Origin of the sequence: Solibacillus sp. FSL R5-0691, assembly GCF_037974225.1 — a bacterium.
Classification (GTDB): domain Bacteria; phylum Bacillota; class Bacilli; order Bacillales_A; family Planococcaceae; genus Solibacillus.
Window position 1 is genome coordinate 767976 of record NZ_CP150231.1, and the last position, 12946, is coordinate 780921.

Below are 12946 nucleotides of genomic sequence, written 5' to 3' on the forward strand. Positions count from 1 at the left end.
ATTTTTAAAACTTTGTAGTAGTTATTACTATAGTTAATATGTGTGAACAGCTATAATTTATGCATGCATTTATCTTCATTCAATAAAAATGATTATTTTCTTTTAATAGTTGATGAATGAAGCTGGATCTCTGTATAAGTCACGGATATTAATTTTGGGAAGGATGAAAAAAATGAATTTTACTGCAAATGATGTTGAACAAATGATCGAAAATCAACGTGCTTTTTATTTTACAGGTGCTACAAAAGATGTAGAATTTCGTAAAGAACAGCTCGTAAAATTAAAGGAAACAATAAAAAAATATGAAGATCAAGTAATTGAAGCTTTAGCTCTCGATTTAAGAAAAAGCGAGTTTGAAGCATTCACAACTGAAATCGGTATTGTTTATGATAGTATTTCCTATTTTTTAAAAAATATAAATAGCTGGATGGAACCGCAGCCTGTCAAAACACCGCTCCACTTCCAGCCAGCAAAAAGCTATGTTGTACGTGAACCATATGGAGTGACATTAATCATCGGGCCATTCAACTATCCATTCCAATTGATTATGGAGCCGTTGATCGGTGCGATTATCGGAGGAAATACGGCGATTGTTAAACCATCGGAATCTGCCGAAAATACAGCATTTATTACGAAAAAAATTCTGGAAGAAGTATTCCCTTCCGAATATGTACGTGTTGTAGAAGGGGAAAAGGATGAAGTAACGGCATTGATTCACGCATCTTTTGATTATATTTTCTTTACGGGAAGTGTAGCGGTAGGGAAGGTTGTGGCAAAAGCAGCTGCAGAACGCCTTACGCCGATTGCATTGGAATTGGGCGGAAAGAGTCCGGCAATTGTCGATCAGACGGCAAATCTGGATGTAGCGGCTAAACGGATTGTATGGGGGAAATTCAATAATACAGGACAAACATGTGTAGCGCCTGATTATGTTCTTGTCCATACAAGCGTTGCGAAAAAGTTTTCGCGTCTTGTAAAAAAAGCGATCAAAGAATTTTACGGTGATAATCCACAGCAAAGTAAGGACTACGGGCGTATTATTAATGAACGCCAATTCGACCGACTGCAGACTATTTTAGATAGGGAACGAGATACGGTCGTATATGGTGGCCGTACAGACCGAGAAGATTTATATATGGAACCGACTGTGCTGGAAAATATTACGTGGGATCGACCTTCGATGGAAAATGAATTGTTTGGACCAATTTTACCGGTTATGACGTATGAAAATTTGCCAAAAGCGATTCATGAAATTCGTCAATTGCCGAAACCGTTAAGTGCTTATTTGTTCTCGGAAAATGAAAAAGCCATCGATTACTTTTTAGAAGAGCTTCCGTTTGGCGGAGGGTGTATAAATGATGTCATTACGCATGTCGGTAACACGCATTTACCGTTTGGCGGAGTGGGGCCTTCAGGTGTGAAAGCATACCACGGAAAAGCAAGTTTTGAAAACTTCACACACCCGAAATCCATTTTGCACCGTTCTAATAAACTGGCAAATAGTCTGCTATATCCACCATACAAGCAAAAAGTAAAGCTAGTCCGTACAATTATGAAATAATGAAAAGAAGGCTTTCCCGTTAAATTCAGGAAAGCCTTCATCTATTATTCTGTCATTATCGGAAACGTTAATAATATTTCAGTACCGACATGCTGCTTGCTTTTAATTTGGATGGACCCTTGATGATCTTGTACAATTTTATTGATAATCATCATGCCAAGCCCTGTTCCATTTGTTTTCGTCGTATAGAAAGGTTCGAACATCCGGTCCAGCACATGTTGTGGAATACCACATCCCGTATCAATAATTTGAATACGAATTTCTTTTTCCTCTTTACTTTTGCATACTTGCAATGTAATGGAACCATCTTCATTGATCGCTTCGATCGCATTTTTGAATAAATTAATAAACACTTGCTTGAGTTGATTTTTATTTCCTAAAATTGTAATGTTCAAAAATTCATTAATAATTTTTAAGGAAATCGCTTTTGACTGGAACTCGTATTGAAGAAACTGGACGACCTCCGATAAAGCTTCCGCCAAATTAATCGGCGCATACTGATTAGCCTGAGGTTTTGATAGTACAAGGAACTCCGATAAAATTAATTCAATTCGCTCGGTTTCATTTTGAATGAGTTTTGTATACTCATAGTAAGGCGAATCCGGATCTTCGTTCATCATTTGAACATAGCCGGAAATTACCGTCATTGGATTGCGGATTTCATGAGCAACACCCGCGGCAAGCTCTCCGACAAGCCGTAATTTTTCCGACTGCAAAATCAGATTTTCATTTTCTTTAATGTAGGAGATGTCCCGTGAAATGACAGACGATCCGATAATCTCACCATGCGGACTCAAAATAGGTGACAATGAAATCTGTGCATCAAAAAAAGTGCCGTCTTTTCTCATATCGGTCGTTTCATGGAGCCGATATTTTTTTCCGAGCATTAAATCATCTTTCCTTTGCTTCGATTCTTCCTCATTTTCCGGGGGAATCAGCGGTAAAACACGCCCTAATGCCTCCTCCTTAGACCAGCCATACAATTTCTCGAATGCAGGATTGACCGCAATAACACGGTCTTCCAAATCAAATACAGCAATTGCATCATTAGCCTGTTCGAAAAACAAATGCAAATAGGCATGTTTGGAATTTAAATAATACTCACGGTCAATTGCATTTTTTTCTAGCTTTAACCAAATCTGTTTTATTAAAAAACTTTGTCCGATACTCATGATGCAAATCGCCATCAAAAAGCTGAAAAGTAAAAGTTGATCATCAGAGTTAAAACTATGGTAGGGAATCATCGATAACTTATTTAAAATATAGATTTCAATGAATACTAAAATAATGTTGATGAAAGAAATTATATAAGAACGGTAAATGGTTAAAGTCGCGATTACCCAAATAAAAGTATAAAACGAAAGTATACTCACATTTTGATAGTTAAATAGGAAAACAGTGATATGCCATGTACATATCAATATAATTTGCAGCACTTTGGGGGGCGTTTTTAAATAATACAAAGCGATGAGCATAATGCAACTACCGATACTAATACCTAAAAACGAATAAGGATGCTTGAACAGCTGTGTAGCAATGACAGTAATAAAAATAAGCGTAGAGAAAAAATAAGTAATTACCATAAGCAGATTTCGCTTATTTAAAATCTCTTGTTGCTGCATAAAACACCTCGAATAAGTAATATTAACTATAATGATACAGTAATTCATGATGTCGATAAATGACGAATTTTGATATGATAGATATATCGTATAAATAAATTAAATAAGAACGAATTGGAATTTTTAATTTTAAATATAATTTTAGGTCCTAATTTCAGTATTTTGAGTAAATAATACGAAAATGAACTTATGTATTATATGTCCATAGTCCTTATATTGCAAACATGTTTATTTTATACGGAAACATTATAGATGTTGAAAAGCGTGGAAATTTCAATCTATGCACAGTATGATGATTAGTACATAGAAGAAAATTATCATTCGCAATTATATTGCAATTGTGGGGGAAAGAATTATGTATGCAGAAGAACTTTTAAGTACACTGATGCAAAAGAAAGTTGTAGGTCAACTACCGAAACTGATTAAAGATATTGCAATTGACTCGCGCAGTGTTCAGCCAAACAGTTTATTTATATGTATAAAAGGTTTTACAGTGGACGGGCATGACTATGCTCAAAAGGCAGTTGATGCAGGTGCAACTGTAATTGTTACAGAACGTCTATTACAGTTGGATGGAGAAATTGCACAAGTAATCGTAAAAAATACGACACGTACACTTGGCATTTTAGCGGCAAAGTTTTTTGATTATCCATCGAAGGATATTATGATGATCGGAGTTACAGGTACAAATGGGAAAACGAGTGTATCTGGAATTATCCACAATATATTAATCGGACTTGGCGAAAAATCGGCATTGTCAGGAACAATCGGTTTTAATTTAAATGGTGTGCTGTACGAATCGGCAAACACGACAAGTGATTCATTAAATACACAACAGATGATTTTCCGTGCGAAAAGTGAAGGCTGCCGTGCAATGGTGATGGAAGTTTCATCACATGGTTTAGCATTAGGGCGTTTAGCCGGTGTTGACTACGATGTGGCGGTATTTACGAATTTAACGCATGATCATTTAGATTTCCACGGTACGATGGAAAACTACGGGAACACAAAAGGTTTGCTGTTTTCTCAGCTAGGACAAGACTTGGAGAAGAACAAGCATGTCGTATTAAATGCTGATGATCCTTGGTCTGCGCGCTATGCGGAAATGACACCGTTCCCAATTTGGACTTACGGATTGCATAATAATGCGATTTTCCGTGCAGTAAACTGCAATTATGAAAATGGCATGACGCATTTCGATATGGAAACACCGGAGGGTACATTCCCGGTATCGATGCATTTACTGGGCGAATTTAATATTTACAATGTCCTTGCAGCAACAGCCGTATTCTATGCTCGTGGTTTCCCGGTTGATGTCATTATCGAACAGATCGAAATGCTGCCACCGGTAAAAGGGCGTATGGAGAAAGTAGATTCGGATTTACCGATTCAAATGTTCATCGACTATGCTCATACACCGGATGCGATTGAAAAAGCGATCAATGCTGCTATGCCATATAAAAAACCGGAAAACAAATTGATTTTCCTTGTTGGCACTGGTGGCGGACGGGATAAAACGAAACGTCCGACAATGGCAGAAAAGGCATCTGTTGCAGACTATGTAGTCTTGACGACGGATGATCCACGCTATGAGGAATTTGACAGTATTACAGGTGATTTGGCAAAAGGTATGAAACATAAAAATTATGCCTGTATCGGTGACCGTGCCGAAGCCGTTAGACATGCGGTAAGTGTTGCAAATCCTGGTGATATCATTATTTTCGCTGGTAAAGGTCATGAGGATTACCAAATTATCGAAAATACAAAATATCCGCATAGTGATGCGAAAATTGCGATTGAAGCTGGAAAGTTAAAATTTGTATAGATTATGCTATAATTTTTTCAAATCCACCGTGTTAACGTAATAGCGTTAGCGGTGGATTTTTTTGGAGGTGACAAAAATGATCTATTCATTTTTACTTAGTATGATTGCGTACTGCACTGTAAGCTTCCCGATTTATTGCATATTGCGCGTGTTTTATATGAAAAATAAAACTAGATACGCGTGGCGCGAATTGACAATGCTTTTATTTTTCTTTTACAGTGTCAGTATCTTTTCCCAAACGATTATTCCAAACTTCCAACTGTCGAATGGACAGATCATTTTTGATACTTCCACCGCATATGTGCGCAGCAATTTTACCCCATTACAAACAATTATGCTGTATTATGACCAATTGAATGGACCATTGGCAAATATCGCATTTTATAATTTGGCAGGCAATATTGTCCTGTTTATACCTTTTGGTTTCTTTATTCCGCTATTATGGGGAAAATTCAGAGGATGGCGTATTATGCATGTCGTCGCGTTTACGATTCCGTTATTTATTGAAGGGACTCAATATTTTATTGGTCGTAGTATAGATGTCGATGATGTATTATTAAATGCAATCGCCATTGTAATCGGTTTTATGCTTTTCAAAGTATTGCGGAGATTACGGAAAATGAGCCTAGCAAAGTAAAAAAGGTTGTAACAAATGACTGTTGTCTTTTAAAATAAGAAAGTATGAAAAAAGGAGACGAAATTAATGACTTTAGAACAAGATATATTAGCGCGTCGTACATTCGCCATCATCAGTCACCCGGATGCTGGTAAAACGACTATTACAGAAAAACTACTATTATTCGGTGGTGCGATTCGTGACGCAGGAACAGTAAAAGGAAAGAAGTCAGGTAAGTTTGCGACATCTGACTGGATGGAGATCGAGAAACAACGTGGGATCTCGGTTACTTCTTCTGTTATGCAGTTCGATTATTCAGGCTGCCGTGTAAACATTCTGGATACACCTGGACACCAAGACTTCTCGGAAGATACGTACCGTACGTTAATGGCTGTAGACTCAGCTGTCATGGTAGTCGATGCGGCTAAAGGGATCGAAGCCCAAACATTAAAGCTATTTAAAGTTTGTAAAATGCGCGGTATTCCGATTTTTACATTTATCAACAAATTGGACCGTCAAGGGAAAGAGCCGTTGGAGCTTATTGAAGAATTGGAAGAGGTTCTTGGTATTAACGCATATCCGATGAACTGGCCGATCGGTATGGGGAAAGAGTTCCTGGGAATTTACGACCGTTACAACAAGCGTATCGAGCAGTTCCGTGTAGAAGAAGGTGACCGCTACTTGCCACTTGATGAAGAGGGACATCTAGCTGTTGATAACGATATGAAAAAAACATCGTATTATTCACAGGCAATCGACGATATCGAACTTCTGAATGAAGCTGGAAATGAGTATTCGGAAGATAAAATCGCTCGTGGTGAATTGACACCGGTATTTTTCGGATCGGCATTAACGAATTTCGGTGTACAGACATTCCTTGATACGTATTTAAAATTTGCACCGATTCCTCAACCTCGTATTACGGAAGATGAGCAATTTATTGATCCTGTTGATCATGGCGAATTTTCTGGATTCATTTTCAAAATTCAAGCGAATATGAACCCGGCACACCGTGACCGTATTGCATTCGTGCGTATCGTATCAGGTAAATTTGAACGCGGTATGAACATGACACTTTCACGTACAGGTAAGTCGTTCAAAGTGACACAGTCAACACAGTTCCTTGCAGATGATCGTGAAACAGTAAATGAAGCTGTTGCTGGTGACATTATCGGTCTTTATGATACAGGTACGTATCAAATTGGAGATACAGTAGTCGGCGGCAAGAAAACATTCAACTTTGAAAAATTACCTCAATTCACACCTGAAATTTTCATGAAAGTTTCGGCGAAAAACGTAATGAAAGGGAAGCAATTCCAAAAAGGTGTGCTGCAATTAGTACAAGAAGGCGCAATTCAGTATTTCAAAACAATGCATACTGAAGAAGTAATTCTTGGTGCGGTTGGTCAATTACAGTTTGAAGTATTCCAGCACCGAATGATTAACGAATACAATGTAGAAGTAATTATGCAGCCGATTGGCAGCAAAATTGCACGTTGGATTGAAAACGAAGAAGATGTGAAAGATTCAATGCATTCTCAACGTTCAATGCTTGTGAAAGACCGTTTCGATAATAAAGTATTTTTATTCGAAAACGAATTTGCGATGCGCTGGTTCTCTGAGAAAAACGAAAACATTCAATTATACAGCTTACTATAATTGAATAATTAATAAGCCCCGGCGATTTTCTTTGTAAGAGAATTGCCGGGGTTTTTTGCGTTTTGAGGAAATGAGGGTGTCGAGAGCAAGGCGTTTATTAGAAGTATTAGACTGAAATTTAGAAAAGAAAAAGAGAAAAGTAGAACTTCCCGTAGTCAAAGTAGAATGTTTTGACTGAAATGTGGAACGAAATAGAGAGAAGTGGAACCCGAAAATTTATTAGAAGTTTACGATTTAAATGTAGAGAGTAAAGAGAGATAAGTAGAATGTTATGCGGTGAAAATGGAACTATTCATCCGGAAAGTGGAACAAAAGCGTGAAAAAAGAGAACCGGGTCCGGATATTAGAATAGTTACGATAGAAAGTAAAACTCCTTCCCGGTCTCAGTTATCTGCCATTACTTATTCTCCCGCAGCAATACGGTAAGAACGGTCAAATTTAAATTTCCCGTTTTCATATGTCCGTTCTAGAAAATCAATCTCTCCATTTTTGTTGAAAACAATAGCTGTGGAGCATCGTGTACCGTAATTAGGAAGTTTTACAAATTGGGCGGATAAGGATCTTTCCAGATGGATACCTACACCAGTATTTGGCAATACTTCATCTTGTGCGATTACATCATTTGCCAAAAGCGAGATGAGTGTGTTCATTTCGACTGCATCTTCTTCGACTGTATTTTCCAATACCTTTTTAGCAGCAGTTACTTTTGGCCATGGTGTATTGAAAGTAGCGTTACTCACACCGTGAATTCCGCTTTCTATAATACTATGTTCATCGTAAATATTATTGAAATGATGCATGTCTTTACCGTCATAAAGCAAAACATTGAAACCTCCGTACAAATCTCTTTTTGAACGCAGTGACTGGATAAAAGCGTCTGTCGATTCTGTAGCAGTTAAAAACAACCGTACAATTTCTCCACGTGACAATTGGCCGGTTTCAGGAAGGCGCGGATCACGGTAATTTGTAATGGCAGCAAAACGGCCATTTTTTGACAGCCCCATCCAGCTGCCCTGCTGACGTAAATCTCGTCCAGCTAATATTTCAGGTTCATCTTCCCAAAAATGGGCAGCCGCTGTCGGACGGTCGTAAAATTCGTCACGGTTCGCAACGACGATGAGCGGATAAGATGGATGAACTTTATAGGAAAATGCAATTAAACACATAAATGGCCTCCCGTAGCTTGTAGTGTAGGCAAGGCATTCCAGCTAAGAATTCACTGGAGCAGAAAATCCAGACTAATACAACCATGCCTACTTTGTATGATTTTTTGTAACATTTTGCTGTAATAATGTAAGTTTTGTCGGATGATAAAAGGGAAAAAGATAGCTCTACCCGAATTTTAATGAATATAAAGACAAATTGAAAGGACTTTCCACCGATGAATATAAGCAAGTTTTCTATAAAACGCCCGGTATTTACAATTGTTTCGATGATTTTCGTGCTACTACTCGGCGCCGTTTCATTATTTAAAATACCTGTTACGTTAATACCCGATTTAAATCCGCCGATAGGGGTTGTTGTAACAAACTATCCGGGTGCAAGTCCGATAGAAGTAAATGAAAAAGTGACAAAGCCGCTTGAAGCATCTCTGGCCACATTGCCGGGGATTAAACGAGTGCAGTCGACATCGCTGGAAAGCTCGAATCTCATAATTTTGGAGTTTGATTGGTCAACGAATATGGATGATGTTCAAATGGACATCTTGCAGCGTATTGACCTTGTCCCGCTTCCTGAAGATGCGGGAACACCAAACTTTTTAAAGTTTGATCCATCACAGTTTCCGATTATTCAATTGGTACTGTCAGCAGATAGTGAAGAAGTCGATATCCGGCAAATTGCCGAATCGCTTGAGCAGGAATTGCAGCGGACTGAAGGGGTGGCCAGTGTAACCGTTTCCGGTGAAATTGTTGAAGAAGTACAGATTGAGCTGGATGCCGAAAAGCTTGAGCAAAATAATTTAACGCAAAATGATGTGATGCAAATTATCCAGGCGAGCAATATTTCAATGCCGGGTGCAGAACTAAGTACAAAAGATAATCAGCTGTTAACTACAAGGGTGGTCAGCTTGTTTACAAGTCCGGAAGAAATAGCGAATGTTGTGCTTTCGGTCAATCCGTTAACAGGTGAGTCAATTAAAGTTCAGGATATAGCAAATGTAGAAAGAAAAGAACAGGAAACGAACACAATTACAAGGGCCAATGACCAGCAGGCTGTACTTATCTCGGTATTGCAGGAGTCTGGAGCAAATACCGCAAATGTATCCGAAACTTTTCAGAAGGAGCTTGGACAATTATTAGATGAGCCCCAATATAATGGTATCGAGGCGACTATTTTATTTGATCAGGGAGACTATGTACGATTGGCAATCAGCAATATCAGCTCTTCGCTTATTTTTGGCGGACTGTTTGCGATGCTTGTCCTTTTCTTCTTTTTATCCGGAATAAAAAGTCCGCTTATTATCGGGATTGCGATTCCTTTTTCGGTCATCGTAACGTTTGTGCTTATGTTTTTTGCGGAATTCTCTTTAAATATTATGACACTCGGTGCACTTGCACTTGGTATCGGGATGCTTGTGGATAATGCCATTGTTGTAATAGAAAATATTGAGCGTCATTTAGAACTTGGAGAGAACCCGAAAGAAGCAGCAGTGAATGGTGCCAAGGAAGTGGCTTTAGCAATTACCGCGTCTACTGTTACGACGATTGCGGTATTTGTACCGGTTATTTTTATAAGTGGGTTAATCGGACAAATATTTGTAGAGTTTGCATTAACGATTTCTTTCAGTTTAATCGCTTCACTTTTTGTGGCATTAACAGTTGTTCCAATGTTGGCCAGCCGTCTCTTACGTACGAAACCTGCGACGATAATGAAGAAACGGGAGGAATCTTGGCTGTACCGGAATTATACGAAAGCGCTGAAATGGGGATTAAAGAGACGTGCCCTCATATTAACTATCACAATTGTCTTGGTGGGTATCTCCGGTTTTACAATATACAAAACAGGTACAGAGTTTTTACCGCCTACAGATGAAGGATTTGTATCGCTGTCCGTCGAGCTTCCGAACAGTGCAACGGTTGAGAAAACAGAACAAATTGTATCGGAAATTGAAGAGATGGCGAAGGATTATGAAGAAGTGGATGTAGTGGTCAGTCTAATTGGAGGTAATCAGCAATCTTTATCTCGAGGTACTAGTGAACAAAATGAAGGAGAGATTTCAGTCAAGCTTGTTGAATTAGGGGAACGAGATCGTTCCATTTTCGAGTTTGTAGAACAGTTTGAAAAACAAGTACAGCAGGAAATCGGAGAGCGTGCTGAAGTGACGTTTTCATTGTCATCTTCTTCCGGATCAACACCGAACTCCTTAACATTCCGTGTGACGGACAGCAATGAGCCTCAGCTGCAAAAAACGGTCGCTTCCATCCAGGAACGTGTAGCAAATATCGATTCGGTTATAGAAGTAACGACTGATTTGGATGAAGTGCAAGAGGAAATTCAAATTGAAGTAAACCGTGAGGATGCACTTCAATATGGGCTAATGCCTGCACAAATCGCACAAACCGTCAATATGATGACACGAGGCGCATTTACAACGCAGATTATAGCCGAAGATGGCGAAGTACTGGGAGTCTACACTGGTTTCGGAAAAGCTTACCGTGAGGATGTGGAAGCACTTAAAACGATGAAGCTTCGAACAAATGCCGGGGTATTTGTGGAGCTGCAGGAGCTTGCATCGGTTGAAATAAAAGAAACCCAAACAGCTATCCGAAGATCGGACCAGGCATCGGCCGTTGCCGTATTTGTAAAATACGATACATCCGAATCGCTCAGCGGTATTTCCCGAAAAGTGGATGAAGCGATTGAAGAAGGTGAAATTCCTGCAACATCGAGAATTGTTTTTGGCGGGGACCGTGAACTATTCGACAGTGCAAAACAAGATATGATTTTGGCTATTCTACTTGCGGTCATTCTTATTTATTTAGTAATGGGCGCTCAATTTGAATCATTTAAGCTGCCGTTTGTCATGATATTCAGTGTACCGCTAATGATCATCGGTGTCGCGATTTCATTGTTTGTAACAAATACATTGCTTGGTGTCACAGCCATTATCGGAATCCTTATATTAGTAGGGATTGTAGTGAACAATGGTATTGTGCTTATTGACTATATAAATCAAAAACGGCAGCTCGGATTAAATAAAACCGATGCGATTATTACCGGGGCGCAGGATCGGATGAGACCGATATTAATGACGGCTCTAACGACGATTTTAGGGTTGGTTCCTTTAGCATTGGGTATTGGTGAAGGGACTGAAATCAATCAGCCAATGGCGGTTGTTGTTATTGGAGGACTCATCAGTTCAACAATTCTAACTTTATTTATCGTACCGATCATCTACAGCTTGATTGAAAAGGAAGTAAAACATTAGCTGAGAAAGAAGTATGTGTAGACGGTTATTGTAAAATGTTGATGAAATATGAAAGAATCGTTTGATTTTTTCAGATGTTATCGGTAAAATAACAATATAATAATTGAATTGAATATCCATTGACATTTGTCAAAGGGGAGTAGCTATAAGAAATTTAAATAGCAGCTTGTCTCTAAAGATAAGCGCTATATTTAAATGTACTTACTTCACATTCGTCATTACATGGTTAGGAGCCATCGGGTGTGATAGCATTATGTGCTTAGCAAGACCTTTGCCTATATTACATAGGCAGAGGTCTTTTCTTTTTTGGCCAAAAAGGGTATTTTTTCAAGTTTATATTATGAATGCCTAATTTATTGGGTACAAGTAAATAATAAGGAGGAGAAATTTCATGGAAGCAATTTTATTAGAATATGCATGGGTCTTACTTGTATTAGTATTCCTTGAAGGGCTATTGGCTGCAGATAATGCAGTTGTAATGGCAGTAATGGTTAAACATTTACCAAAAGAACAACAAAAAAAGGCATTATTTTACGGATTATTCGGTGCGTTCGTATTCCGTTTCATCGCACTGTTCCTTATTACGTTCTTAGCGAAATACTGGGAAATTCAAGCACTTGGTGCGGCTTATCTATTATTCATATCCATAAAACATCTCTATGATAATCACTTTAAAAAGCAGGATGAAGAGGACGATATTAAAGAAACTAAAGGCTCTGGTTTCTGGATGACTGTATTAAAAGTAGAACTTGCGGATATTGCATTTGCAATTGACTCAATGCTTGCAGCAGTAGCGATTGCTATGACGTTACCGCATATTGGTGACTACCATATTGGTGGAATTAATGCCGGTCCATTTGCGGTTATGTTCCTTGGTGGCTTTATCGGGCTTGTCATTATGCGTTTCGCGGCACAAATGTTTGTTAAGCTGTTAAACGACTATCCGACATTGGAAACTGCAGCCTTTTTAATTGTAGGCTGGGTAGGTGTCAAATTGGCTGTACTGGCATTAGGACATGAAAACTTGGCTATTATTGACCCGCATTTCCCTCATTCTACAACATGGAAAGCGATTTTTTGGGTCGTGCTGCTTGGACTTGCAGTGGGTGGCTATTTAGTAAGTGTGTACAAAAACAAAAAATCAAAAGCAGAATAATAAATAATTTAGGAGATACTTCTACTATTAGAAGTGTCTTCTTTCCATTTTTCAAGTTATTCATTATACTAGAAAAAA

Annotated in this window: 8 protein-coding genes; 6 read left to right on the forward strand and 2 right to left on the reverse strand. The window is 38.6% G+C overall.

The window, feature by feature from the left end; genetic code table 11:
- Positions 1-172 precede the first annotated feature (172 nt).
- Positions 173-1561 (forward strand): aldehyde dehydrogenase, encoded by a 1389-nt coding sequence (locus MKY51_RS03650; RefSeq protein ID WP_339175358.1) that lies wholly within the window; start codon positions 173-175, stop codon positions 1559-1561.
- 44 nt (positions 1562-1605) lie between these two features.
- On the opposite strand, the gene MKY51_RS03655 is transcribed toward MKY51_RS03650, so the two are convergent.
- On the reverse strand, positions 1606-3183 hold the full coding sequence (locus MKY51_RS03655; RefSeq protein WP_339175359.1) for an ATP-binding protein: 1578 nt from the start codon (positions 3181-3183) through the stop codon (positions 1606-1608).
- Between the two features lie 355 nt (positions 3184-3538).
- Between MKY51_RS03655 and MKY51_RS03660 the strand changes: the two genes are divergently transcribed.
- From MKY51_RS03660 to MKY51_RS03670, 3 genes are all read left to right on the forward strand, one after another.
- Positions 3539-5008, forward strand: a complete 1470-nt coding sequence (locus tag MKY51_RS03660) for a UDP-N-acetylmuramoyl-L-alanyl-D-glutamate--2,6-diaminopimelate ligase (RefSeq protein WP_339175360.1) — start codon at positions 3539-3541, stop codon at positions 5006-5008.
- Between the two features lie 76 nt (positions 5009-5084).
- Positions 5085-5645, forward strand: a complete 561-nt coding sequence (locus MKY51_RS03665) for a VanZ family protein (protein WP_339175361.1) — start codon at positions 5085-5087, stop codon at positions 5643-5645.
- Positions 5646-5711: 66 nt separating this feature from the next.
- Complete coding sequence (locus MKY51_RS03670; RefSeq protein ID WP_339175362.1) at positions 5712-7283, forward strand: peptide chain release factor 3; 1572 nt, start codon at positions 5712-5714, stop codon at positions 7281-7283.
- 401 nt (positions 7284-7684) lie between these two features.
- Here MKY51_RS03670 and MKY51_RS03675 read toward each other — a convergent pair whose 3' ends face one another.
- On the reverse strand, positions 7685-8449 hold the full coding sequence (locus MKY51_RS03675) for an NRDE family protein (RefSeq protein WP_339175363.1): 765 nt from the start codon (positions 8447-8449) through the stop codon (positions 7685-7687).
- Positions 8450-8664: 215 nt separating this feature from the next.
- Here MKY51_RS03675 and MKY51_RS03680 point away from each other — a divergent pair, with 215 nt between their 5' ends.
- The gene (locus MKY51_RS03680) at positions 8665-11712 is read left to right on the forward strand and encodes an efflux RND transporter permease subunit (RefSeq protein WP_339175364.1); all 3048 of its coding nucleotides are present in this window, start codon (positions 8665-8667) and stop codon (positions 11710-11712) included.
- Between the two features lie 391 nt (positions 11713-12103).
- The gene (locus MKY51_RS03685; protein WP_339175365.1) at positions 12104-12868 is read left to right on the forward strand and encodes a TerC family protein; all 765 of its coding nucleotides are present in this window, start codon (positions 12104-12106) and stop codon (positions 12866-12868) included.
- The last annotated feature ends 78 nt before the right edge of the window (positions 12869-12946 follow it).

Excerpts from the sequence above, each read along its gene's own strand:
- MKY51_RS03655 (WP_339175359.1), bottom strand. The coding sequence starts at position 3,183 with ATGCAGCAACAAGAGATTTTAAATAAGCGAAATCTGCTTATGGTAATT.
- MKY51_RS03670 (WP_339175362.1), top strand. The coding sequence starts at position 5,712 with ATGACTTTAGAACAAGATATATTAGCGCGTCGTACATTCGCCATCATC.
- MKY51_RS03650 (WP_339175358.1), top strand. The coding sequence starts at position 173 with ATGAATTTTACTGCAAATGATGTTGAACAAATGATCGAAAATCAACGT.
- MKY51_RS03660 (WP_339175360.1), top strand. The coding sequence starts at position 3,539 with ATGTATGCAGAAGAACTTTTAAGTACACTGATGCAAAAGAAAGTTGTA.
- MKY51_RS03665 (WP_339175361.1), top strand. The coding sequence starts at position 5,085 with ATGATCTATTCATTTTTACTTAGTATGATTGCGTACTGCACTGTAAGC.
- MKY51_RS03680 (WP_339175364.1), top strand. The coding sequence starts at position 8,665 with ATGAATATAAGCAAGTTTTCTATAAAACGCCCGGTATTTACAATTGTT.
- MKY51_RS03675 (WP_339175363.1), bottom strand. The coding sequence starts at position 8,449 with ATGTGTTTAATTGCATTTTCCTATAAAGTTCATCCATCTTATCCGCTC.
- MKY51_RS03685 (WP_339175365.1), top strand. The coding sequence starts at position 12,104 with ATGGAAGCAATTTTATTAGAATATGCATGGGTCTTACTTGTATTAGTA.